General features: G+C 42.4%; 19 protein-coding genes and 1 tRNA gene. 12 read left to right on the top strand and 8 right to left on the bottom strand.

Annotated features, from left to right (window positions below; all coding sequences use genetic code 11):
• The first annotated feature begins 3 nt into the window (after positions 1-3).
• The 11 genes from WC490_04430 to WC490_04380 all read left to right on the top strand — a co-directional run bounded on the left by WC490_04430 (position 4) and on the right by WC490_04380 (position 14593).
• On the top strand, positions 4-639 hold the full coding sequence (locus WC490_04430; protein MFA5097854.1) for a hypothetical protein: 636 nt from the start codon (positions 4-6) through the stop codon (positions 637-639).
• Between the two features lie 6 nt (positions 640-645).
• Positions 646-1368: a DUF3800 domain-containing protein gene (locus tag WC490_04425; GenBank protein MFA5097853.1), complete on the top strand. Its 723-nt coding sequence runs from the start codon at positions 646-648 to the stop codon at positions 1366-1368.
• Complete coding sequence (locus WC490_04420) at positions 1352-1807, top strand: hypothetical protein (GenBank protein MFA5097852.1); 456 nt, start codon at positions 1352-1354, stop codon at positions 1805-1807. Before WC490_04425 ends, WC490_04420 begins: the two co-directional genes overlap by 17 nt.
• 102 nt (positions 1808-1909) lie before the next feature.
• On the top strand, positions 1910-4882 hold the full coding sequence (locus WC490_04415; protein MFA5097851.1) for a type I restriction endonuclease: 2973 nt from the start codon (positions 1910-1912) through the stop codon (positions 4880-4882).
• Between the two features lie 45 nt (positions 4883-4927).
• Positions 4928-5611: a hypothetical protein gene (locus WC490_04410; GenBank protein ID MFA5097850.1), complete on the top strand. Its 684-nt coding sequence runs from the start codon at positions 4928-4930 to the stop codon at positions 5609-5611.
• Positions 5612-5770: 159 nt separating this feature from the next.
• Entirely contained in the window at positions 5771-6634 is an 864-nt protein-coding gene (locus WC490_04405) for an SIR2 family protein (GenBank protein MFA5097849.1), read from the top strand.
• Positions 6627-9863, top strand: a complete 3237-nt coding sequence (locus tag WC490_04400) for a hypothetical protein (GenBank protein ID MFA5097848.1) — start codon at positions 6627-6629, stop codon at positions 9861-9863. Before WC490_04405 ends, WC490_04400 begins: the two co-directional genes overlap by 8 nt.
• Entirely contained in the window at positions 9844-10770 is a 927-nt protein-coding gene (locus WC490_04395; GenBank protein ID MFA5097847.1) for a hypothetical protein, read from the top strand. Before WC490_04400 ends, WC490_04395 begins: the two co-directional genes overlap by 20 nt.
• Positions 10771-10904: 134 nt before the next feature.
• Entirely contained in the window at positions 10905-11366 is a 462-nt protein-coding gene (locus WC490_04390; GenBank protein MFA5097846.1) for a hypothetical protein, read from the top strand.
• Positions 11367-11495: 129 nt separating this feature from the next.
• The gene (locus WC490_04385; protein ID MFA5097845.1) at positions 11496-12536 is read left to right on the top strand and encodes a class I SAM-dependent methyltransferase; all 1041 of its coding nucleotides are present in this window, start codon (positions 11496-11498) and stop codon (positions 12534-12536) included.
• Positions 12533-14593, top strand: a complete 2061-nt coding sequence (locus WC490_04380) for an ATP-binding protein (GenBank protein ID MFA5097844.1) — start codon at positions 12533-12535, stop codon at positions 14591-14593. Before WC490_04385 ends, WC490_04380 begins: the two co-directional genes overlap by 4 nt.
• A 5-nt stretch (positions 14594-14598) precedes the next feature.
• On the opposite strand, the gene WC490_04375 is transcribed toward WC490_04380, so the two are convergent.
• Both WC490_04375 and WC490_04370 read right to left on the bottom strand, forming a co-directional pair.
• A complete protein-coding gene (locus WC490_04375) occupies positions 14599-15108 on the bottom strand; it encodes a response regulator (protein MFA5097843.1) in 510 nt (169 codons plus the stop codon).
• Positions 15101-15523: a hypothetical protein gene (locus tag WC490_04370; GenBank protein MFA5097842.1), complete on the bottom strand. Its 423-nt coding sequence runs from the start codon at positions 15521-15523 to the stop codon at positions 15101-15103. Before WC490_04370 ends, WC490_04375 begins: the two co-directional genes overlap by 8 nt.
• 732 nt (positions 15524-16255) lie before the next feature.
• Between WC490_04370 and WC490_04365 the strand changes: the two genes are divergently transcribed.
• Positions 16256-16327 (top strand) — tRNA-Val (locus tag WC490_04365).
• A gap of 1173 nt (positions 16328-17500) precedes the next feature.
• On the opposite strand, the gene WC490_04360 is transcribed toward WC490_04365, so the two are convergent.
• Genes WC490_04360 through secD form a run of 6 tightly spaced genes read right to left on the bottom strand, consistent with a single transcriptional unit; the run spans position 17501 to position 24497 of the window.
• A complete protein-coding gene (locus tag WC490_04360) occupies positions 17501-18217 on the bottom strand; it encodes an ABC transporter ATP-binding protein (protein MFA5097841.1) in 717 nt (238 codons plus the stop codon).
• The gene (locus WC490_04355; GenBank protein ID MFA5097840.1) at positions 18214-19173 is read right to left on the bottom strand and encodes an iron ABC transporter permease; all 960 of its coding nucleotides are present in this window, start codon (positions 19171-19173) and stop codon (positions 18214-18216) included. Before WC490_04355 ends, WC490_04360 begins: the two co-directional genes overlap by 4 nt.
• Complete coding sequence (locus WC490_04350; GenBank protein ID MFA5097839.1) at positions 19166-20032, bottom strand: helical backbone metal receptor; 867 nt, start codon at positions 20030-20032, stop codon at positions 19166-19168. The genes WC490_04355 and WC490_04350 overlap by 8 nt, the downstream gene beginning before the upstream one ends.
• 1 nt (position 20033) lies before the next feature.
• Complete coding sequence (locus WC490_04345; GenBank protein ID MFA5097838.1) at positions 20034-22277, bottom strand: DNA translocase FtsK; 2244 nt, start codon at positions 22275-22277, stop codon at positions 20034-20036.
• The gene (gene secF, locus WC490_04340; GenBank protein ID MFA5097837.1) at positions 22249-23151 is read right to left on the bottom strand and encodes a protein translocase subunit SecF; all 903 of its coding nucleotides are present in this window, start codon (positions 23149-23151) and stop codon (positions 22249-22251) included. Before secF ends, WC490_04345 begins: the two co-directional genes overlap by 29 nt.
• Positions 23148-24497 carry a protein translocase subunit SecD gene (gene secD / locus WC490_04335; GenBank protein MFA5097836.1) on the bottom strand — a complete coding sequence of 450 codons (1350 nt, stop codon included), beginning with the start codon at positions 24495-24497 and terminating at the stop codon, positions 23148-23150. Before secD ends, secF begins: the two co-directional genes overlap by 4 nt.
• Between the last annotated feature and the right edge of the window lie 77 nt (positions 24498-24574).

Raw genomic sequence — 24574 nt, 5'->3', positions numbered from 1 at the left:
GAAATGGATGCTACAACTCTTATTGTGAGTTTTTTGGGGGGTGGCATTACGTCAGCTATTATTACTCAGATTTGTGTTTGGAAACAAAATGAATATAAAGAAAGCAAACGATTTTTGGAAGAGCAGATTAAAAAACTCTATGGACCGATGCGCTGGCATATCTCGCTTAGTGAAAAGGCGATTGAACTAAGCAAGAACACTCTAGATGCTGGGGATAAAGTGTTTTTGGGAAAAGAGTGCGCAGATGGTGAGGTTGACAAAACAATTGATATCTCTAATGAGTATTTGAAATTGGTGAAATATAATAACACTAAAATGCTGGAAATATTGAACGACAATTACTCTTATGTTGATCTTGACGACATCGATATATTCAACTTGTTTTATGAGCATTATATTCGCTTGATTACTGAATGCAATGAAAAGGGCGGAATTAAAGGGCCATTAGAAATTTACCGGATAATGGGAGAGATTTCATTCATTAGGCCGGAAGTCATTAGCAGAATAAAAGAGAAATTCTTGTCAAAAAGGGAGGAATTGTTGAGGGAATGGTCCGTTTTGGAATTGATAAATAATCTCTTTAATTGTAAGCATAAATATACAAAATCTACTAAAGCAACTGAGAAGGTGGAGACGTAAAGAGAAATGGTCGATATTTTATTGCCAAAATATAATATTTACTGTGATGAATCCCGTGTTGAAAACACGGATTCTCAAAAAATGGTCATAGGCGCATTGATAATACCACGGGATCAAAAGATAGAGATTGTCAGTAAGATCAAAGGAATATTTGCCAGTAATAATTTCTCATACGAATTAAAGTGGTCAAAAACGAGTGATCGCTACCTTGAATTGTATAAGTCGTTGATTGATTACTTTGTTTCCGATGAAAGAATCGGTTTTCGCTGCATTATCGTAAACAAAAAAGGTTTGGATTATGCGCAATTTCATAACGAAGACAAAGAACTGGCGTTTTTCAAGTTTTACAATTTAATGCTCCGGCAAAAATTACTGGATTGTAAGCAATACTATATATTTTTAGATAAGAAGCCGACGAGGGACAAGAACCGCGCGCGAGCGCTGCATTCATATCTGGAAAGCTATATCCTTTTGCATAGAAAGCAATGCAGTATTGCGCATTTGCAGGCGTATAATTCTCATGAAAACATATTATTGCAAGTTGCGGATTATTTTACGGGGATGGTTGGCTATGCGGCAAATGATCATCCCAGGAATACAATTAAGTACGGCATCGTTAAGTATTTAAGGGAAAAACTAGGCAGATCAAAACTTGTAATAAGCACTCCTCTAAGCGAGGAAAAATTCAATATGTTTATCTGGAGAAGTGAAAATGCGAAAAAGCGTTGAAGTCGTTATCCATGATTCGGAAGATGATTATAGGCAAGAATATATGACAAACTTTGTTAATGGCGAAACATTGTCTTTACGCGGAATACCTATTTTATTTGATGATAAATCATTTGACCATATATTTTTTGAGCCTCTAAGTGAACTAAGCAAGAAAGGGAGATTTAGCAAAAGAAGAGCAAAAAAGATGAACTTCATTAAACCTATTTTAAATGAAGAGGTTGATATTGAGGTAATGCATGAACCTGACTCGGGTTCAATCGCCGTCTTTTGTGTTGATCTTGACTGTGTAATGTATTTGCGAGTTCGTCCGGGAACCGGCAAGATGCAGATTGGAAGTTTTTTTGATTTTGGCAGAGACCATACCAAGATGTATGAGAAACAAAAACGAAAATGCGTGCCGATAACAGATGATAAGTTGAAGGAGCTTATAAATTGAAAAGAGCTGTTAGTTTCGGGCCAACAACTCTTAAGAAATGCCGACGGCTCTACTTGGTAAAGCCTGCATACAGTATAACCTATTATATGATAGATTTGCAATATGAATATTATTAACGAAAAGAAATTTGAAGAGGAAATTGAGCAAAGTCTGCTTGATGAACATAAGGGTGGATATGTTCAAGGGAATAAGGACGACTTTAACCGTGAACTTGCCCTTGATACAAAAGTCTTGTTCGGTTTTATCAAAAGTACTCAAAAAGACGAATGGGATAGCTTAACAAAGATTCATGGGACAGATATAGAAAAGAAGTTGTTATATCGCCTTAATCAGGAGCTTGATACACGTGGAATGCTTGATTGCCTGCGTAATGGCATTACGGATTACGGAAAAAAGTTTAAACTCGCATATTTCAGGCCGGTTAGCGGACTGAACCCTGAAACACAGAAACTATACGACAAAAATATCCTTACAGTGACCCGTCAGGTCCATTTCAGCACAAGAGATGAGCGATCAATTGACATGGTTTTGTCTGTAAATGGGCTTCCTGTCGCGACAATTGAGCTAAAGAACCCTTTTACCGGTCAGAATGTTGATGATGCCAAACGACAATATAAGTACGACAGGGATGACAGAGATCTTCTGTTCCAATTTAAGAAACGCGCGCTTGTACACTTTGCAGTTGATACCGATGAGGTTTATATGACCACTCGTATTCAAGGCAGTAAAACAAAGTATTTGCCTTTCAATAAAGGTCATAACATGGGTGCAGGAAATCCTCCAAATCCTAAAGGCCACAAGTCCTCTTATTTATGGGAAGAAATCTTGATTAAAGACAGTTGGATTGATATATTGGGAAGATTTATCCATCTTGAGCTGCTCGAAATTGCTTTTGAAGGCAGAAAAATAAAAAAAGAGAATATGATCTTTCCACGTTATCATCAGCTTGATTCAGTTCGGAAATTGTCCGCGGACGCGCTTCAAAATGGCGCCGGCAAAAATTACCTTATCCAACATAGTGCCGGAAGTGGAAAGAGCAACTCTATTGCCTGGCTGGCGTATAGGCTTTCCGGCTTACATAATCAAGACGATAAACGTATATTTAATTCAGTAATAGTTATTACGGACCGTGTTGTGCTTGATAAACAATTACAGGATACAATCTACCAATTTGAGCACAAAACCGGAGTAGTGGAAAAGATAGACAAGGATTCGACTCAATTAGCAAAAGCATTGACTGGTGGAACAAATATTATCATTACCACGTTGCAAAAGTTTCCTTTTGTTCTGGATAAAGTTAAAGATCTTCCAAAGCGCAATTATGCCGTGATAGTTGATGAGGCGCATAGTTCACAAGGCGGTGAATCAGCAACAAAGATGAAGCATGTTCTTGGTTCCGTCGACGATAAAGAGCCGGTAAGCGATGATACGGCAGAAGAAGATACGGAAGATGAGATTCGAGATCTGATGCAAAAAAGAGGTCCGCAGAAGAATTTAAGTTTCTTTGCGTTTACTGCGACACCGAAAGCAAAAACAATGGAAGTATTTGGACAAAAAGGGATTGATGGCAAACCGCTGCCATTTCATCTTTACTCGATGAGGCAAGCCATTGAGGAAGGCTTTATTCTTGATGTGCTTGAAAACTATACGACATATCAGTTGTTTTTTCAGCTTTCAAAAAAAATTGAAGAAGACCCGAATGTTAATAAAAAGAAAGCTGCTATAGCAATTGCAAGGTTCTTAACCCTGCATCCTTATAACCTGGCTCAGAAAACGGAAGTGATTATCGAGCATTTCAGACAGGTAACCATGAAAAAGATAGGCGGCAAGGCAAAAGCAATGGTGGTTACTGCCTCGCGCGAACATGTCGTGCGTTACAAACATGAATTTGACAGGTATCTTGCGGAGAAGGGTTATAAAGATATCAAAGCGCTTGTCGCATTTTCCGGAAAGGTTTTGCTTGATGGTATACCCCCCGAATATACAGAGGCTAGGATGAACGGATTCGGAGAAAAGGAATTGCCTAACAAATTTGCGGGTGCTGAATATCAGATACTGCTTGTCGCTGAGAAATATCAGACCGGCTATGATCAACCGCTTTTACATACTATGTATGTTGATAAACGGCTTGATGGCGTAAAAGCGGTCCAGACATTAAGCCGGCTTAACAGGACATGCCCTGGTAAAGAGGATACATTTGTTCTTGATTTTGTAAATAAAAGAGATGACATTTTGGCGGCTTTCCAACCGTACTATGAGCAGACACAATTGACCGAAACGACCGACCCGAACAAGCTATATGATCTTAAAACAAAGATCGATTCGTTTCAGGTCGTTCTCAAGCCGGATGTTGATGCTTTTTGTTCTGTATTCTATAAAAATAAGAAATTACACACAAAGAACGAACATGCGCAGTTAAACGCTCTTGTAGATATTGCAGTAGCCAGATTTGAAGCAATCGAAGATGAAGGGCAAAAAGATGATTTCGAAAACACCCTTGGGGTTTTTATCAGGTTGTACGCGTTTTTATCGCAAATAATCCCATTTCAGGATATCGATCTTGAGAAGTATTATACCTATTCAAGATATTTGCTTAAAAAACTGCCTCCAAGAGAAAACGGGTCGCGATACCACCTTGATGATGAGGTCGCGCTTGAATATTACCGCCTGCAAAAAATCACCGAAGGGAAGATCGAACTGCAAAAAGATTCAGGGGCGGCGATAAAGCCGATGTCCGAAGCAGGCACGAAAGAGGATAAAGAAGAATACGCGCATTTATCTGAAATAATAAAACTTCTAAATGACCGTTTCGGGACTGATTTTACTGAAGCGGATAAACTCTTCTTTGACCAGATAGAGGAAGAGATGGTCCTTGATGAAAAGCTTGGAGTTCAGGCAAAAAACAACACCATAGACAATTTTAAGTATGGTTTTGATGATATGTTCGGTGATAAATTGGTCGAGCGCATGGATCAGAATCAGGATATCTTTAATAAAATAATGGATGATAAAGCGTTCGCATCGGTTGTGAAAGACTACATGCTTAAAAAAGTTTATAAGAGGTTGAGTGAATAATGAATAGTAGAAGAAAATAATGAGTTTGTAAAATAAGGAGGCTATATGTCTAAGCAACTTGTTTGCCAGTATCTTGAAGACATATCTCGTGACGCGCTGGAAAGTTTTCAGGATACAATCAGAAGATTTATTAAAGGAAGGCATGGCGTATATGCGCTATATAGAAAGAATAAACTTTCTTATGTCGGTATTGCATCAAATAATCTGATCACGAGGCTGAACCAACACAGGAAAGATAGACATGCTAATGCATGGGACAGGTTCAGTGTCTATATTACTCTCAAGGATGAACACATTAAAGAACTCGAAGCTTTAGTGCTGCGCATTGCTGACCCTAAAGGGAATAGGCAAAAAACAAAATTCTATAGGGCGGAAGATCTAAAGAAGCAATTCGGGCGGCAAGTATGGCAATACAACAGGAACATAGAAGACCAATTGATCTACGGGAATAAAATCAGAATTAAGCAAGTGAGAAAAAAAGCGAAAGGTCGATATCCAATTCTTAAGGAATATACAAATAAAACATTCAATATTAAATATGTATATAAGGGAACTACATACCGGGCAAATGTTATTCGAAGCGGAAAAATACGATATAAAGGCAGGCTTTATAATTCCCCATCTAAAGCTGCCGTTGCAGTTGCCCATAAGCCAAGAAATGGTTGGAAATGCTGGAAATATCAAAGATCGCCCGGAGAATGGGTGGTTATAAACGAGTTGAGGGTATAAAATTTCCCAATCGGTACTCGCTAAAACTTTCCGCGAAGAACTGGTTATCACAAAGGCCGATCTTGCCTAAAAAGAGGAACGGGGGTTTGAGAGTGAGGAAAAGTTGCTTGAGAGGATAATGGATGAGAAAGGGCGAATGGCTGGCAAGAAAAAGAATGTATGAATTATGAGTTAGACTATTGGCTTGATCATATAGCAAACGAAAAGGCAGTGCTATTTATTGGAGCCGGCATATCAAAAATTGCCGGTTGTTATGACTGGAATACAATTATTGAAAAGCTTAATAATCACGACGTCATGAAGGAAGCTTTTCCTAAACAAATAGTACTTAAAAGTATTTTAAATGAAGAGTGGATGGAGGTTTGTCGCGGGAAATTTGATGATAAAGAAAGAATAGATGATTTTTGGGGAATATTATCAAGCAGCCTATACCCAGATGATAAGCTTTATTCGGAAAAGTATGTCCCATTAGTTATGAACCTTAAAAAAGTTAAGCCTTTTCCAAAAATCATTACAACAAATATTGATGACTGTCTTGAGAGAACAAAACAATTTGACCCTGGCAAAGTATTGTATGAAGAATGTAATTATGTGATGAATAAGTTTGTTTCAGGTGTCATCTGTCATATACACGGATATTGTTTAAATCTTAAGGCCGCACTTTGGTTCAAGTCCCAGTATATAAGGTTATATGAGCAGTCAGAATTTAGTAAATATATCAAAGAAATAATATCAAATTACTCCGTTTTATTCATAGGATATGGCTTTAGGGACAAGGAATTGCTTAATCTGTTTGGTGCGACAAAATCAAAAGGTTCTGACATAAAACACTTTGCATTAATACCTAGCCATGAATATACAGATGAAAATGAAGCTGTTTATAAGGATCTATACAACATAACATTGATTAAATATGGTGAAACCGACAGATTTATTCCTGAAATATCACAGTGGATTGATAGTCGATTTGTTGAGTCAAGCATTATATCAGGAACAATAGGAGGTGAATTGGCAAATGTTTAACAGTTATTATTCTATCGTTAATATAGTGGACTCAGTATTAGCAAAAGATAAGCCCTCCTTAACCGATAAAATATATTTAACATTCTTTATAGCCTCTAGTCCGCCAATCAGAAATTATTTCTTTACCAAAATAAATACCGTTGATTGGTTTTGGTGGCTAAATGGGCTTGGTTATTTTTCTTCTGAGAAAGCCCCTGTCGCTAAGCCAGCTGACAAAAAAGGTTATTATACTATTCCTGAATGGAATGTTTTGCCTTATCTGGAAAAAATTTCAAGGATGGACATCAAAAATGCTAGCAGGAAGTTGCTGGATATAATTTCAGTGATTACAAAATATAGTGCATCGAATAATCATAAATTGGATAACTACCGGACATGGTGGTATTTCGTCAAAATCCTTGTTAATTTGCCAAGCGTGGATATAGTAGAGTTTTTAAAAAGTAAAAATATAGATATTAGTAAGGATTGGATCAGGGAATGGATTCATTCGAGGTTTGATATAGGATTGCCATCGGGTGAAATTGCTGAAAAACTACTGCCAAAATTCTTAGCGACATGTGACGATGATATCCATATTGCCGAGAAGATATTAAAAGAGCTTGTGGAAATCAAGCTGAAGCCAATGACCATGGCAAGCAAGGAGCTTTTAAATCAAGACAATGAATATGTGACAGTCGTTGATCAATATTGGCTTCAAAAAGCATTTCAGGACAATAATGAAAAGATAGGCAAGCTATGTAGCAAACAGTTGGTCTATCATATTGCCGATAAGATTAAACAGATGTTGCTTTACGAATCAAACCGATTTTCGGTTGATATTGCAGAAGATGTTTATGAGGTTATGATCAGCAGAGTTGTAGGTGAAGATTCAATCGTAAAAGAATATGATTTTAAGTGTTCTATCAATAAAATTACTCCACCCGCAACGGACAACAAGGTAAAATTAACGATCTTTGAAAGGCACGACCGAAGTAGAATTGAGCTTGATAGTTTTTCAGTGGAGAGCTGTCTTGACCTGACCTCTTTTGTTGATAGGATATCAACCAAAGTACAAGAAAATAGTGAAATTAAACAAGCCTGTAATGAAGTGGAAGTGAAGGAGAAGCTTGCGAAGCTTTATGGGGCTCTTTATGATGACTTGTCATATATCTGGCTAAAATCATTAGACTCAAACCTTGAATTAGGCATTACCGATGCAAAAGAGCAGCTGACTATGATCTTGAAGGATATTCTAACGGTAAAATGCAAAAACAATGAACCGGAAGGGAAGGAAATATTGAACAAGCTGATTACAGAGTATAAATTTACAATATTTAAAAGAATCCCTCTGTTTATTATCAACAAATACTGGCAGGAGTATAAAGACATATTGGACATCTACTTCAAGGAAGATTTGATTGAGAATGTTATCTATAAAAGCGACTATGAAAACGAGATGTATGACTTATTTAAAAACAACATAGGAAGCTTTGCAAAGTATCAAAAAATTAGAATAGGTGAGCTCATTGAGGCGGGACATCCGGTTTATAGGACCGACGACAATAAACAATTTATGGACAGCTGGAAACTCCGGAAATATCTTCCATTAAAGGATGTCGCGGAATTTAAAAGCAGATATGAAGAGCTTGTGAAGAAAATTGGGGCAGAACCAAAGGCGCCAGGTAAAAAATTCATAAGGGTAATGGATCACGGGGATAAATCCCCATTGACAGCAGAGGAAATGATGAAGATGGATACTACGAAATTGATAGAGGATCTAAACTCATTTAAAGGTGATAAATGGGAAGGACCTTCGGAAGAGGGGCTTGCAAATACACTAAAGTCCGCAGTGATGCAAGACCCTGACAGATTTGTCAAAGACATTGTGCTCTTTAAAAATGCCAAATATTTGTATGTTCATAATGTATTGTGCGGACTTGCTGAAGGATGGAAGGCAAAGAAGGAATTTGACTGGAAAAAGGTCTTTGATTTTGCAGGTGAATATATAAACAAGCCTACATTTTGGGATGAGGCAAAAGCAGGGCAGAGGGAAGAATACCTTGATACACATGTCTGGGTGTTTAATTCTTTTGCTGAACTAATAGAGGAAGGCTGCAAAGATGATTCCTGGGCTTTTTCTGAAGCGTATCTTGATCAGGCAAACAATTTGCTTGATCTGATGTTCAATGAATCAAAACCGGCAAAAGAGCCGAGTTATCCGGATCCCGTGTCAAGAGCTATAAATACTACAATAGGAAAGATCATTGAAGCAAAAATTCTTCTTATGTTAAGGAAAGTTCGCCTTGATAACAAGAAAAATATTCAAAAGGATGACGCATATTATTCAACACAATATGATAAATTATTCAAAAAAGGCGAAACGACTATCGATGAAGCATACACTTTCTTTGGGCGTTATATGCCTAATTTGTTTTATTTAAATAGGACATGGGCGGAAGGCAAAGTTAAGGAAGTTGAGGGTATGTCAAAAGACGATCCTCGTTGGATATCATTCTTTCAGGGGTATTTGTCCGGAGGGAAAGTATATGTGGATTTATATGAAAAAATGAGGTTCCATTATGAGCGGGCTCTTGATCTTGAATTTGATAATAATTATACCCGGGCCCTTTTAAATCATATAGCGATCGGTTATATCAGAGGAAGTGAACCGCTTTCAGATGAAACCAAGCTATTCAGGAAAGTAATTGATAGATGGCAATATAAACAATTACAGGAAATCCTGTCTTATTTGTGGATGCAAAGAAAGTATCTGAATGTGAAGAATGATTCTGAAGAACTTAAGCAAATACAAGAATCAAAAATAAGAATAATAGACTTTTGGAGGTGGCTGTTCGAGAGAGAGGCAATAATAAGGGATAAGTTGAAAGAGGATTATCCGAAATTCATGTCAGATCTGTCGAGATTAACATGTTTGTTGGATGAAATAAATGAGGAAAATTCAAAATGGCTGCTGCAGGTAGCCCCTCATGTCGGATCGGATTTTAGCTCACCATTCTTTATCGAATCGCTTGAAGCATTAACAACAAAAGAAAGTGCTGGGTATGTGGGCAAAATCTATATTGAAATGTTGGCATCGATTACCCCGGATTACAAAAAGGAGGTAATACAAGCATTGGTTGAAAAACTTTATCAATATGGGAATAAAGCCGATGCAGATAAGATCTGCAATATTTATGGGAGCAGAGGGAATGAGTCTTTGAGGAGGATATATGACAGATATAATAAGTGATGCCGCTCTTACAATGCCTTCTAGCGAGGAAGGAGATATAAGTGTGGAACGGGTTCTTGGAACGATAGAAGACGGCAAAATCAATGAGATTCGTAAAATTGACGATTCTGAATATGAAGAGATTGTTAAAGCGAGGAAAGCTCTCGCGGCTCTCTCGAGAGATCAACAGCTTTTTCTGATAGTCGTTGCTAATTATGATGATTACAACAAATTTCTTGGCAATCTTATGGAAGCATATAAGAAGAATCAATCCATGAGTTGGATAGGGATGGAAAATATTATTATAGAAATAAATAGACACATGCTCAATTTGTTGTCATCTATTAGAACTTTCCTTGATCATTCCGAAACTAATCTTAAAAGACATTATGGGAAGGACTCGGACAGGTTTCTGCGATTTAAAAAATCCTGTTCCGATGCCTATGATAATGTATTTTCATATAGGTTTGTTTACAACCTAAGATCATATGCTCAACATTGTGGCATGCCTGTTGGGAATATAGATATTAATTCGGAAGTGATTGCCCCCGAATTTAAAGATGAATCGCATCAAATATTAGTTCAGTTTAATCGAGACGAATTGTTAACAAATTATGATTGGAAAAAACTTCTAAGGGATGAAATTCAAAAGCTCCCTGAGAGATTTGATGTTAATGCTCATCTTGTTGAAATGATGAATTGTCTAAAAAAAATCAATCTATTGCTGATTGAAGATAGGTTGGCAGAGGCTGTTAAAGGCGCAAAATACATTGAAGAACTGGTTTCTGGTATTAAAGAAAAGACGGTAACTCCCTGTATTATGCGAATGAAAAAACAAGATGAAAAGAATCTTAATGTTGAAATTGAATGGTTGCCACTACACATAGTCGCGCTATTTTCAACTTCTAATATCTATCAGGCTAAATAGATTTGTTGCAATCCTTTCATTTCCTCCTCACTCCACAATTCTTATAGTCCAAAAATCATCCATAATATAAGCAAAATATTGAACAACTTGTTGAAATGTCCTATAATTTAAGTCAAGAAGCCGGAGGTAATAACATGAAAATCTGGAAAGCAATAATCGCTGGAATTGTGGGAGCGATAGTGTATGTCGTTTTTAGCACGCTTGCCAATTTTATTTTTAGTTTGGGATTAATATTGATATACGGCCGTCAAGTAGTGCATTCATGGCAAAATTATAGCCTCTATAAAGAGGTTGTGTTGCATCCGACATTGATGTGGATGGTTATGCTCTATCTGGGCTATATAATATTGGCTATTCCTTGCGTTTTTATATATTCGGCGCTTCAAAAAAGCATTCCCGGAAGAAACTTTATTTCCAAAGGTCTTCTCGCGGGAATAGTAGCTTGGTATTTCAATACTGTCATGAGGATGTTCTGGGAACACATGGCAGTGGCAGTCGCGGATGTTTTTATCGTCGCGGATATTATCATGCAATTTGCCGGATTAGCTGCCGCCGGAATTGTGATAGCGTTTATTTACGAAAGATTCGGAGAATAAACGTCAATTTTATTTCCGCCTCAAAACTTCGCCGAACAAAAATTAATGACAATCGCGGTGTTTATGAGTATAATATAAGCAAATTTCTATTGGTTGAGAGCTTAACGTGAAAAGGCAGAATTATCGTTTATGGCAATAATAGATAATTGGTTCACAGAAAAAACAGAAACGTTTTATTCCTTTCTTAAGACTTTGCAATCTGAATGCAACACATTTGACGACCATAACCCGTCGATCAAAACCAGGCAAGAGAGAGTCCTTAAGATATTTGAATCCGTTTCCGCAGTCTTTGATTTGCACTTTTCAGAAATATGGAAGTTTATTACAAAAGAGAGATTGTCGGATAGTCTAGAAACATTTAATGGGTATAAAAGTTATTACTACGACAAACTAAGCAAGTTCTTATTAAGCCCCGCAGTAAATTTCCAAATAAATAAAAAGCCCCTGGGATATCCGGGTGATTTCATTGTCATGAATTATATGTATGATTACAACCCAACAACGGGAAAATTCCTTGGGGAAAGTACCTTTGATATGCTGGTAAATAGATATAGCTGTAACGTTCCAATCTCTATGTCCAATATAAAAAGAAAAGAGTTCCTCAAAGAAAAACTTTACAGCGTTATCAAGCAAGGTGGGCGCAATATCGCAAGCATCGCGTGCGGCTCTATCAGAGAGCTGTTCGAGGCAACCCGGCAATACGATATCCCGCAAGGAATAACTTTCACATGTTTTGATTTTGAGCAAAAGGTATTTGATTATATAGAAGATCAGATTAAAAAAAATGACTTAAAAGGTATAAAGCTCGAAATGATCAGAGCGGATATAATGGGTCTCATAAAAGATAAAAATATGCAAGAAAGGCTAAGCGGTCAGGATTTCGTATATTGCTCCGGCCTTTTTGATTACCTTAGTGAAAGAATAAGCGAACGCCTACTAAAGATTCTTTTTTCATTTGTAAAGCCGGGCGGCGAATTGATCATTTGCAATGCTTCAGAAGAATACAGCTCCCACAGAGCCTATTATGATTTCCTTGGGGATTGGATTTTAATATACAGAAAGAAAGATCAAATAATGAGGTGGACAAAGAATCTCCCGGATATTTCTGAGAGCTCTATTTTCCAAACCCATGAAGGTGGAAACTATTGGTTCCTTAGCCTGAAAAAATGAATCTTCAAATTTACGCATACATAAACTTATGGACCTCCGTCGCCTGTATAGCATTGGCCTTTCTTCTATTGGCTGGGGGAGGCTTAAGGAAAAAAGCAAACATAAGCTTTTCGGTTATGTCGTTAATAACGGCAGCCTGGCAATTCGGCCTTTATAAACATACCCTCTCTACAACTTACAACGGGGCAATGTATTGGTCCATTGTTCTTCATGGCTTCGCGATATTGATCCCGCCGTTTTATATGCTCTTTGTTATGAGCATGCTTGGGATTTCGCGTCGTTATTTTACCGGAATAATGTTTGCGCTCGCATTGTTATTGGTTTATTTAAACATATTCTCGCGTGACTTCATTGCCACTGTGTCACCAATTTCAGGATTCGCCTTCTTCCCCATGGCCGGCAAATACTACGTTTTCTATTTGGCGGAATATTTTATCTGTTTTTTGCTTCCAATTTACTGGCTAGCGATAAACATCAAAAATGAAAATGGAAACAAAAAAGATCGGCTGATATTGTTATTTGTAAGCACCGTTATCGGAGTGATTGGAAGCTCATCGACGTTTTTACCCGTGTATGGAATACCGATATTTCCTTATGCAAACTGCTTCACCTGGCTTTTTACAATGGTTCTGGCTTACGCGATAACAAAAACCAAATTTTTGGATATTTCGGTCATTGTCAGCAAATCCATCGCCTATGGCACTGCTATGTTGATTTTGGGCATATCATATATTGCGCTTGTAACCTCCTATCGAATGTTCATCTCACAAAATATCGATATCGGCTTTGTCTCGATGACCATCGCTTATGGCATTTTTGTAGGCTTTGCGTTCGAAAGAATGAGAATGTTCATCCAAACCTCTTCTGATAAATTATTCTTACAGGGGAGATTCGACCTCGCCAAAACAAGCGCTGATGTGGCTGAAAGGTTATCTTCTATCGTAAGTCTTGACGCTTTGTCGAGCGCGTTGGAATCTATCCGGGTCAATAATATTGAATCAACATTACTGGAATTGCATTTACTTGAGGGTTATCCATCAAACGAAAGCGTTAAAAGCAACATTGCTCATCTTTCAAATGATCCCCTTAAAGAATACTTTTTTGCAAACAAGCTCATTGCCGAGATTTCTAGACTTCCAAAAGGTTTAAAAGAAACTCTGCAAAAGAATGTTGAATATATTGCTCCCTCATATTCCGCTGATAAATTGATCGCACTGCTTTATATAGGCCGAAAACTTTCGGAAAACACTTACAGCAGTGATGAAATCGCGGTCTTTAAAGTGCTTGCTCCGCAGATCGCGACGGTTATTGAGCGGATCAAACCATTCGAAAAGATTAAGCATGATTTTGATTCCACACAGAAAAAACTGTTTGAAACCGAAAAGATGCTTGGAAGATCGGCAAGATTGGCTTCGCTCGGAACTCTCACAGCAGGAGTCACGCATGAAATAAGAAATCCTTTAGGCGTAATAAGAATGGGAATGAATCTCATGGCAAAAGAACCTAGAGATGCTAAGTACTTGCAGGAGTGGAGGGACCTGCATATAAAGCATGTGGATAGGATCGCTGACATAATCGATAAGATGCTGCACTTATCAAAAGCAAAAGAGGCCGTAAATAGGGTATTTAATGTTAATGACCTGATCAAACAATATATCATCGGTATTGTTTCTTCTAAAAATGTCAATATTTCAACGGACCTTAAACCTGTGCCTGATATATCGGCGATAGAAGACGATCTTCATCAAGTATTGATCAATCTGACAAGCAATGCCATAAAAGCCATGCCGGATGGCGGAAATTTGATGCTAAAGACATATGAGACGAACGAAAATGGGTCCGCAAAGGTTGTTATTGAGGTTTCCGATACAGGGACCGGCATAACGCCGGAAAACCTCGAAAAGATATTCGATCCGTTCTTCAGCACCTGGGAAAATGGAACAGGCCTAGGCTTAAGTATTTCCTATAAGATCATCGAAGAGCTGAAAGGAAGGATTGAAGTTCAGAGCCAGGTAGGCAAGGGTTCGATATTCAAGATAATACTTCCGGCAGTTTAGTTGAGCTATTTCAAAAAGCCTCGTTCTTTGCCCTTATCATGCACTTCGATCTTCATTTTTTCTATTTCCTGCTCACCCCCGATAGTTATTCTATCGAGAGCTGCAAACAATTCTTCTTCTTTAACAGGTTTTCTTAGATAAGCGAGCTTGCGGGGTGTCCGTTTCCACTTTTCATCGTCTTCCCAGGCGCTTAGAATTATAACCGGGATGAAAGACTTCATCTTATCCAGATTTAATTCGGAACTGCTCTTTTCGTATTCTTCTTTCCTTATCTCCCAAAGCTTTTCCAGGAACTGCATGCCGTCCATCTCCGGCATTTTTATATCAAGGATTATGCAGGCTATTCGATTCTTTGGAATATCAAGGAACCATTTATTCTTTTCAATCTCCATGAATGCCTGTTTAGCGGAATTAGCGATTTTTGCATCGTATTTCCCCGAACCGCGGATAGTTTCGGCCAAATGATCTGCAAAATCTTTTTCATCATCGACTACAAGTATCAAAGGCTTAAACATTCTTTTTTCTCCTTACAAGTATCTCATCTGGGAAAGCCATGAAATACATCCGGCGGCAGAAAAGTATGATCGCTTTTATTGGTCCGGCAATAACACCAAACAGGAACATGACTACGAACATTAGGGCGGTTAATATTGCCACATCAAAAGCGGCTTTTCTCGGAGAAGAAGGAGGCACATTCTTTTCCCGTGATCCGGTATAAGGATCTCTTCTCTCATCCTCCCATCTTCCCACTTTTTTCAAAACAAGATAATGCTTGTAAAGTTTTTTCTCGAGCAGATAGTCTTCATAGAATTTCTGGTAAAAAAGGATCGCATATCCTATCGGCCCGATTATCATTCCGTACACGACCATTAAAGGAAGCCATATCGGAGCAAATAGAAGCATTACAAGAACGAACAATAGTTTTGCCATAGCTTTAATTGCCTAAATCATACCAATAAAAGGCATAAACAATCAAGTGTTTTCTGCTCGGCGGGCGCGAATTTATTCTATTGGGGCTAAGGTACGCGCCCGCCGGAATAAAATCTCGATGGCAAGAATAAAAAGGGCAAATTGTATCGGAGGGGAAAAACCAAGCCGACGCCGTAGGCGGTGGCGGGTTTAGGTGGATTGGCAGTCGCCATTGAACGAAGATAAGGACTTTAGGATGTGGAAGAAATAAAGAGCGGAGCGACATTCTTAGAGCTAAAATGAGCGTATTTACAGAGTTTTTTAATGTTCATCGTTGTCTTTTGCGCCTAAATAGAAAGCCTTGTCTTTCTGTCTAAAAGTTAGTGATGTGCCGTACAAAATACATCTATCCGGTGGCTGTGTGCGATCATACAAAGATCCTATGTAAAGCGTTAATATGTGCGATGTGCGTGCAGTGCGCGTGCAAATATTAATGTGTACATATTTTTTAATGGACAGGTCCAATGGAAATAATAAATAAAAAAGGAAGGTGCGCCTTACAAGTGGCTGTGCGTGCAGGCGGTATGGCGCGCTGGTAGCCTATATAGGCTTAGTTCCGGTTTAGGGAAGCTTTTCACACCATATTCCGTTGAAAGCTAAAGCCTGCCGATATCCCTTTTCTTGCAGCCGTGAATAGTATTAGGTATAATCAATGAGATGGTTCGAAGATCCGTTCTTACCACCACCATCTTCGGGCGGTTAGTTCAGTGGTAGAATGCCTGCTTCACACGCAGGAGCTCGCTGGTTCGATCCCAGCACCGCCCATTGAAGGATCGCATTAAGGGATGCCAAAAGGGCTTTATTCACGGCTATATCGTTCACATGGCCTTTACCGGTAAGAGGAAGCACCTGCGCATCCGGGCACATCCATCTTTTTCTCATTGGTTCATCCGGGTATAATACAAGCGAAGGCACCTTTCTTGCCTGCGCCACATGCGCAGCGCCGGTATCTGTGGAAATGAAGAAATTGCACCTCCCAACGGCCTCGGCAAGCTGACCTGTGCTCATATTTTTGGGAACTCCGTACACCGGCAGAGTCCTTGGCAAAGATCTTATTATGTCAGTGAATGTATACATCTCGTGGGCAGCATAATTGATCATGACCTTTAGAGCTCTTCCGCGCACAAGCCCTCCGGATTCCGAAAACATCCCTTTTATCAATTCGCTGTAATTGTCGGTGTTCCACAAATTGTTCCCCTGACGCCCGCCTATATTGACGCCCGCTAAAAGGTCTTCTTCCTGCACCCCCAACTCCCGAAAATGGCTTTCAACGGCTTCTCTGTCATCTGCGCTGCTCCAGATCTCTGGACGACAGGACAGTTCCTCCGCTTTAACCCCCAGAGGCTCAAGGAATGAAAGATTATATCTGCCGAAATAAGAGTCGGAGGCCGCAGCAGCAGCGTCCGTGAAACCAAATTTTTCCAGAAACTTTTGCTCATATCCGGGCGTGTTAAGAAATCTGTCGTAATAGTTATTAAGTATTACCGTGTCGCCGCCGTTTTGCCCGACCCTGTGTTCAAATCCGCCCAGATACTGGCTGACCCTCATGTAATAAGGTTCGCTCAGACTAAAGACCAAAGCCGTGTTATAATCCTCCTGTTTGATACGGACTAAAGTCTCAAAAAAATCGCGGTCAAGCTGTGCGGCGGGCCCCATCACATCAAATACTTTTATACCATAAGGATTGTGCCTGAACAGTTCCACCCCTCTGCGATCAGAAGCGATCCCGATATTTGAATCCGGAAATGCTCTCCGCAGTTCTCTAAAGACCGCAGTATGCATCAGGCTGGAGCCAAGCGCTCCGCAGGAAACAAATCCAAGATAATTTGCTCTATTCATGGTCTTCCTTTTGCATTGCGGGAACTATCGCAAATCCCCTCTATTAGTATTATCGTCAGTTTTGGACAGAGATATCAGGCAAGTAGGGGGGAAAATAGGTCAGGGTTCTACGCTAAAAACGGACCTTATTGTCTGGCCGGAAAGGGTCTTTAAGGGTTCCCCGTCGGCAACGACCGAGCCGCGGTCAAGCAGCAGGACCCTGCCGCAATATTTTTTTGCAAGAGAGATGTCATGAAAAGAAGCCATGACCGTTTTTTCTTTAAGGCTCTTGACGAGGGCAAGCACTTCCGACTGGAACCTGATATCCAGGTGAGCCGTGGGCTCATCCAGCAGAAGCAGCGGGGTCTCCTGCGCTAAGGCCCTTGCTATAAGGACCCTCTGGTACTGACCTCCGCTAAGGGAAGAAACCTCCCATTCCTTTACAGGGGTTAGTCCCGTTCTTTCGATGGCCTGCTCTACTGCCAGGAGGTCCCGTTTAGAAGGTTGAAAAAAGCCTTTAAGATAGGGAGTTCTTCCCATAAGGACCGTTTCGTTAACGGTAAATCCGGGGACAGGGGCTGACAATTGCGGAACATATGAAACAAGCCTGGCTGTCTCGCTCCTTTTGATGGCGCTTACATCCTTTTTAGCGATAAAAACCCGGCCTGCCTTGACGGGGACCAGGGCTCCTATTGCCCGCAGCAGGGTGGTTTTACCTCCCCCGTTGGGGCCCAGCAGCCCGATAAACTGCCCTTCTTCGACAGAAAAAGATATATTTTTCAGTACCGGGTCCTTTTTGTAGGCAAACGACAATTCTCTTATTTCTAACAGGCTCATGACGCCCTCTTGCTTCTTACAAGCAGGTAGATAAAGAATGGAGCCCCCCCAAGGGCAGTTATGATCCCCACCGGGACTTCCGACGGGACAAAGAGGCATCTTGAGGCAGTATCGGCCAGGACCATAAAAATGGCTCCCCCCAGTGCAGAATATGGTATCAGGGTCTGATGGTTTGGACCTGAGATGGTCCTTACCATATGCGGGACCATCAATCCGACAAACCCTATCACTCCGCAAAAGGCCACCGAAACCCCGGACATCAAAGATGCCGCCAAAAGCAGGCCCCATCTTGCCGAAACGGTATCAACTCCAAGGGACTTTGCTTCTTCTTCCCCAAAAAGAAAAGCGTTCAACTGCCTGCTTAACCGGACCGCGGCAAAAAGCCCTGCAAAAAGACAAACTGCCGATACATAGATCTGTTCCATACCCGCAAATGAAAAACTCCCGAGAATCCAGAAGTATACCGACCTTAATTTGTCCGAAGCCCCTATCATAAGCGCAAGGACCGCCCCTGAAAAGGACGAAACTGCAACTCCGGCAAGTATCAGGGAAGAAGGGTCTCGACGGCCTCCCGCTCCTGAGATAAATGCCACTGTCAGGACCGCGGCAAAAGCCGAAAGGAAGGCGGCTGATGATATCAGAGCCAGAGGAAGGCTCAATACAATGGCCAGCGCCGCTCCCAGGGCTCCGCCCGAAGAAATTCCCAGTATATAAGGGTCAGCAAGATCGTTCTTAAGGACCGCCTGAAGCACTGCTCCCGACACCGCAAGCATCGCGCCGACAAGGCCGGAGAGGATGATCCTGGGAAACCTGACCTGCCATAGTACCGTGCCAGCAAGAGGCGAGCCGTCAAAAGGGTTCAAAAAGACCGTTCCTAAAACAAGGGATAGAAAAACCGATCCGCACAAAAGAACGAGTAAAGTAATGAATAAGAAAGTCTGCTTCCGGTTATTCATGGCCCCTGCTTATAAAAGTATTGATAAGCCCGAGCGCCGAGGCAAGCCTAGGGGTCGGCCTGGTTATAATATCAGCATCTATAAGAAGTATCCTGTTATGCCTTACTGCCGACAGTTTTGCAAGGCGCCTGTCGGAACTGATCTTTTTAATGTCCGAAGAGGAGCTGCCTGCGACAATTATGTAATCGGGGTCTTCAACAACAAGGCTTTCTATGGAAAAGGAGGGGTATCCCTCCCCGGCCTTGTCCCCGATGTTGACGCCTCCGCATACCGAGATAATATCTGATATAAAAGTCCCTTTCCCAGCCGTAATTACCGGCTCGTGCCACAGTTCCACGAACACACTGGGCCTGCGCTCGGGGTCCCTTGCTTTTTCTATCAAGCCAATCTTATTGTTCAGGTCCCAGACTATCTTTCTGGAAGCGTTCTCGGCCCTGGTTATCTTTCCCAGGAGCAGGATTGATGAGGCAAGCTCTTCAAGAGAGCGCGGATCTATCACAAAGATAGGCAGTTTATACTTTCTCAACATTTCTATCTGGGCTCTCTGGGCGCTGCCAAGCATTACTATAAGGTCGGGGTTAAGAGCGATGATCTCTTCCGCATTGAGGCTGACGGAACCTATTTTTTTCTTTCTGGCTGCATCAGGGGGAAAGTCGCACCTGTCGCTGACCGCTATGACCCTTTTGCCCAGCCCCAGAGCATACAGTATCTCGGTATTGCTGGGCATTGTGGAGATGATCCTCTTTGGCGCGGAAATAGAAAAGAACTCGGTCCCGTCCTCGTCTTTAACGGAAACCGGGATGCTAAGGCACGGGGCCGACAACAGCAATATCAGCAGAAAAAGGAATGCTTTTTTCATCCTAGAACTTTGGGAAGTCGGGCTTTGCCTCGCCGTTTGAAAACCCCATCTCGGAAAGGTGCGCAAGGGTCATAAGTATCTTTCTCGGCTTGTTCTCTCCTTCGGGCTGGGAAACTACCCCCGCATCGGTCATCTCGTCCATAAGGCGCGCGGCCCTGTTATAGCCTATCCTCATTCTGCGCTGCAGGTGCGAGGTCGAAGCCTGTCCGCTCTCGATTATTATCTTTGCCGCCTCGCCGAACAGCTCGTCCCTTTCCGATGCGCCTACCGGCTTTTTATCGCCGTTGGCCTTGATGTTCAAGATCTCCTCCGAATATTCAGGGGAGGCCTGCGCTTTTACAAAGTTGGTGATCTTTTCTATCTCTTCGTCGCTCACATAAGAGCCCTGCACCCTTATCGGCTTCATGGAACCTATCGGGGAATAAAGCATGTCGCCTTTGCCAAGGAGCTTTTCGGCCCCGCTCATGTCAAGGATGACCCTGGAATCTATCTGTGTGGCCACGGCGAACGAGATCCTCGAAGGTATGTTGGCCTTGATAAGCCCGGTTATGACATCAACCGACGGCCTCTGGGTGGCCACCACAAGATGGATGCCCGTTGCCCTTGCCATCTGGGCTATCCTGCAGATGGTGGTTTCAACATCGGCCGCCGCCACCATCATCATGTCCGCCAGTTCATCGATAATGACCACCAGATACGGGAGCCTTTCGGGGATGAACTCGTCCTCTTTGCCGCTGCCCTCGAACTTGTCGACTTTTTTGTTGAACGCCTCTATGTTCCGGACGCCGGCATTAAAGAACTCTTTGTACCTTCTGTCCATTTCCCTTATTACCCATTCTTTTAAAGTGGCGGCCGCTTTTTTGGGGTCGGTAACTACCGGCGCCATCAGATGGGGAATGTCTTCGTATATCGACAGCTCCACCATCTTGGGGTCTATCATTATGAACTTGACCTCATCCGGCCTTGCGCGCAAAAGAATACTGATGATGAGCGAATTTATGGCAACGCTTTTACCCGAGCCCGTGGTCCCGGCTATCAGTATGTGCGGCATTTTTGAAAGGTCGCCGAATATCGGGGTCCCGGCGATGTCTTTACCTATGCCTATCATCAGTTTTGACGGGTTCTGCGAAAACTCCACCGTTCTTGCGATCTCGCCCAGATGCACGGGAGTGACCGCCTGGCTCGGGACCTCTATCCCCACGACCGATTTCCCGGGTATGGGAGCCTCCATCCTTACCCCTCCGGAGGCAAGATTAAGGGCGATGTCATCGGCAAGATTGGCTATCTTGCTGACCTTGACCCCGGGCTCCGGCTGGACCTCGAACCTGGTAACTGCCGGCCCTATGCTGATGTTGACCACCTGAGCGGCCACCCCAAAGCTCTGCAGCACCCTTTCAAGGTCGTTCTTGCGCTGCTCCGTCAGTTCCCTCAGGCGCATGGCCTTTTGTTTTTCCTTTTCGGTAAGCGTGTTCAAAAGATCAAGCGGAGGAAGCTTGTAGGAGTGGCGTTTGTACTGCCTGACAGGCTTATCCTCTTTAGGCTCCGAAAATTTTACCGGTTCTTCTGCCTTGGGCGCCGCCTCTTCAGGCGGTTTTATCTCCTTGATCATCGACAGCTGCGAGGCAATGCTCTTGTCAAAACTGTCCTCGGAAGGGATCCCCTGGATGCTGACCTTTCTTGGTTTCCTTTTTGGAGAAGCTGCCTCCTTTTTTGGGAGCAGTCTGTCGAACAATTCCTCAAAAGCCTCAAAGGAAGTAATATTAAAGACCAGTATCATGGAGATCACAAGAAAGGCGGAAAGTATTATCACTGTACCTACAGCGCCGACAAGGGAAGAAAGAACAAAATTAAGAAGATAGCCGAGCGCTCCTCCGGCGCCCTTTACCCAGAATAATTCGGCTTTCAGGTAATAATTGGGGAAAAACATCTGGCAGGCACAGATAAAGGTCAGAAAAAAGATGATGAACCCGGAAAGCCGTATCTTAAGAGATTTTGGCTCCTGCCTGGTCAGCATTATCGCCCCCATAAAGGTCAAGAGCAGCGGGAGAAGGAAAACCCCGAACCCGAATGTCTTTTCCAGAAGCAGTTTGACTATATAAAGGCCCAGATAACCTGTCCAAGCGGGAGAGGTCGTGGAAGAGACCGTGGCAAGCAGGATATAAAGGGCAAGCGCTATTATCAGTATGCCGCCGGCGCTGTGCCTGTGGCCATCCAGCTCACGACGGTTTTTTCGTTGGCTTGCCAAGAGAGCCCTCCAGCATCACAAGGACCGGGCTAGCAATAAAGATGGAAGAATAACCTCCCAGTGTAAAACCTATCAGGAGCGTGAGCGCAAAATCTTTGAGGGTGGCCCCTCCGAATAAAAAGAGGCAGATGTTCATAAAAAGGACGGTGATAACCGTATTGATCGATCTTGCCATGGTCTGAAGGACGCTTGTGTTGGCTATCTCGGCAAAGGAAACTTTGCCTTTTTTCTGATTGATGATATTTTCCCTTATCCTGTCAAAAATCACGATAGTGTCGTTGATGGAATACCCCATTATAGTTAGTATCGCCGCGATAAAGGCCGTATCAACCGACCTATAGAGAAGAGCTATGAGTCCTACTGTTATGAAAGCATCATGCCACAGGGCAATAACAGCTGCAACTGCGTATTTGAACTCGAACCTGAAAGAAACATAGATCAAAATACCAATGGTGGCTATCAGGAGGGCCCAAAAAGCCTGCGAACGCAGTTCGGCTCCTATTACTGGTCCAATTGTATCCGCCTCCAGAAGTTCGACCCGGCCAAAGGTCTTCTCAAGTTCTGTCATCATCTGAGCCCGCACATCCGCGTCAAGAGGTTCGGTCCTTATGCTGATGTCGTTATCGCCCTCTTTTTGAATGACGCTCTCTTTGAACTTGAATGATGAAAGGACCCCGCGGACCTCCGCGAGCCTCGAAGTTACAGTTGCGTTCTGCTCAAACCTCAGTGTTGTGATCGATCCTCCGGTAAAGTCTATGCCAAAGTTCATGGCCTGGCCGCGGACAAGGATGTTATAGGAAAACCCGAAAATGCCCAGGGCTATAAGGACCGCGGATATTACAAACCACAGATTTCTTTTTCCTATAATGTTCATTTTTTTCCAAAGCCTCTGTAAAGAAGACCTGAATCTGCCGAATCAACCATTTTCCAGTCGATCATAAGGTCCATAATGAATTTTGTTATAACGATGGCGGAGAACATGCTGACCGCAATACCCGCGATAAGCGTTACCGCAAAGCCCTTTATGGTCCCGGTGCCCAGCCAGAAGAGGGTTACTGCAGCGATAACTGTTGTCACATTTGAGTCCAAAATAGCGGCAAAAGCTCTTTTAAAGCTGACATCCACCGCGATCCTGAGATTTTTGCCCAGTTGAAGCTCTTCTTTAAGTCTTTCAAAAATTATCACATTGGCATCCACCGCCATGCCGATAGACAGCAGAAAACCCGCTATGCCGGGAAGAGTGAGCGTGGTCCGCAGAACTGAAAGGACTGCCAGGGTTAAAAAGAAATAGATAAGCAACGATATGACCGCCAAGACACCAGGTAGCCTGTAATACAATATCATAAAGACCACTATAGCCAAAAAACCAACCGCGCCCGCAACTTTGCTCTTATCCAGAGAATCTCTGCCCAGAGTAGGGCCTACTATCTTGGTGCCGACCACATCAACAGGGACCGGAAGGGACCCTCCCTTGAGCTGGACCACAAGGTCCTGCACTTCTTCTATGGTAAAGTTGCCTGAGATCTGCGCTTTGCCTGAAGGAATGGGTTCTCTTACGGTCGGGGCCGAGATTATTTTTTTGTCAAGGAGTATGGCGATCGGCCTTCCCACGCTGCGCTCCGTGGCATTTGCAAAGATGCCGGCCCCTTTGGCGTTGAACTCTATGTCCACCACGGGATTTCCGTATTCGTCCACGCTGGGCCAGGCGCCTTTGAGGTCGGCCCCGGTAAGAACGGTGTTCTTGATTATGATGGGCCTTTCGCTCTCTGGCTCCCCGTTCTTATAGGAGATGACCTTGTCCAACCTTGCGCCTTTGCCGTAGACCTGCTCCACTTTTTCCTTAGTCAGCACGCTTTCGTCGCCGGGGGACCATTCGGCTTCGGCAAATTCCAAAAGAGCCGTTTCGCCAAGGACTTTTATAGCATGCTCCGGGTTCTTTACGCCGGGCAGTTCCACCACTATCTGGTTAGCCCCTTTTCTCTGGATTATCGGCTCCGTAACTCCGAGGGCATCTATCCTGTTGCGCACCACGGCCATAACACCCGAAACTGCGTCATCCCCCGCCTTTACAGACTCTGTTGACCGCGCTTCGAGCACAAGCCTGGTGCCGCCCTGAATATCCAGCCCCAGCGTTAAAGGAAGGTTGTATATTATGAGTATAGAAAGGGCAACAAGCGCAAGCCCTCCCAGTATCTTGATTTTTATAAGGTTCTCGCCCATGATTTTCTTATTATATATTCTAGCCCGCCTTATTACAACCGCTTATACTTGATACCGCGGCAATTTGAAATCAAGCG

The sequence above is a fragment of the Candidatus Margulisiibacteriota bacterium genome, from assembly GCA_041650635.1.
Taxonomy (GTDB): domain Bacteria; phylum Margulisbacteria; class WOR-1; order JAKLHX01; family JBAZKV01; genus JBAZKV01.
The sequence above is the reverse complement of the archived record's forward strand: the minus strand, read 5'-3'. Positions and strand labels throughout refer to the sequence as shown.

Bases quoted from the DNA above. Each gene is read 5' to 3' on its own strand.
- WC490_04430 (MFA5097854.1), top strand. From the start codon at position 4: ATGGATGCTACAACTCTTATTGTGAGTTTTTTGGGGGGTGGCATTACG.
- WC490_04425 (MFA5097853.1), top strand. From the start codon at position 646: ATGGTCGATATTTTATTGCCAAAATATAATATTTACTGTGATGAATCC.
- WC490_04420 (MFA5097852.1), top strand. From the start codon at position 1,352: ATGCGAAAAAGCGTTGAAGTCGTTATCCATGATTCGGAAGATGATTAT.
- WC490_04415 (MFA5097851.1), top strand. From the start codon at position 1,910: ATGAATATTATTAACGAAAAGAAATTTGAAGAGGAAATTGAGCAAAGT.
- WC490_04410 (MFA5097850.1), top strand. From the start codon at position 4,928: ATGTCTAAGCAACTTGTTTGCCAGTATCTTGAAGACATATCTCGTGAC.
- WC490_04405 (MFA5097849.1), top strand. From the start codon at position 5,771: ATGAATTATGAGTTAGACTATTGGCTTGATCATATAGCAAACGAAAAG.
- WC490_04400 (MFA5097848.1), top strand. From the start codon at position 6,627: ATGTTTAACAGTTATTATTCTATCGTTAATATAGTGGACTCAGTATTA.
- WC490_04395 (MFA5097847.1), top strand. From the start codon at position 9,844: ATGACAGATATAATAAGTGATGCCGCTCTTACAATGCCTTCTAGCGAG.
- WC490_04390 (MFA5097846.1), top strand. From the start codon at position 10,905: ATGAAAATCTGGAAAGCAATAATCGCTGGAATTGTGGGAGCGATAGTG.
- WC490_04385 (MFA5097845.1), top strand. From the start codon at position 11,496: ATGGCAATAATAGATAATTGGTTCACAGAAAAAACAGAAACGTTTTAT.
- WC490_04380 (MFA5097844.1), top strand. From the start codon at position 12,533: ATGAATCTTCAAATTTACGCATACATAAACTTATGGACCTCCGTCGCC.
- WC490_04375 (MFA5097843.1), bottom strand. From the start codon at position 15,108: ATGTTTAAGCCTTTGATACTTGTAGTCGATGATGAAAAAGATTTTGCA.
- WC490_04370 (MFA5097842.1), bottom strand. From the start codon at position 15,523: ATGGCAAAACTATTGTTCGTTCTTGTAATGCTTCTATTTGCTCCGATA.
- WC490_04360 (MFA5097841.1), bottom strand. From the start codon at position 18,217: ATGAGCCTGTTAGAAATAAGAGAATTGTCGTTTGCCTACAAAAAGGAC.
- WC490_04355 (MFA5097840.1), bottom strand. From the start codon at position 19,173: ATGAATAACCGGAAGCAGACTTTCTTATTCATTACTTTACTCGTTCTT.
- WC490_04350 (MFA5097839.1), bottom strand. From the start codon at position 20,032: ATGAAAAAAGCATTCCTTTTTCTGCTGATATTGCTGTTGTCGGCCCCG.
- secF (MFA5097837.1), bottom strand. From the start codon at position 23,151: ATGAACATTATAGGAAAAAGAAATCTGTGGTTTGTAATATCCGCGGTC.
- secD (MFA5097836.1), bottom strand. From the start codon at position 24,497: ATGGGCGAGAACCTTATAAAAATCAAGATACTGGGAGGGCTTGCGCTT.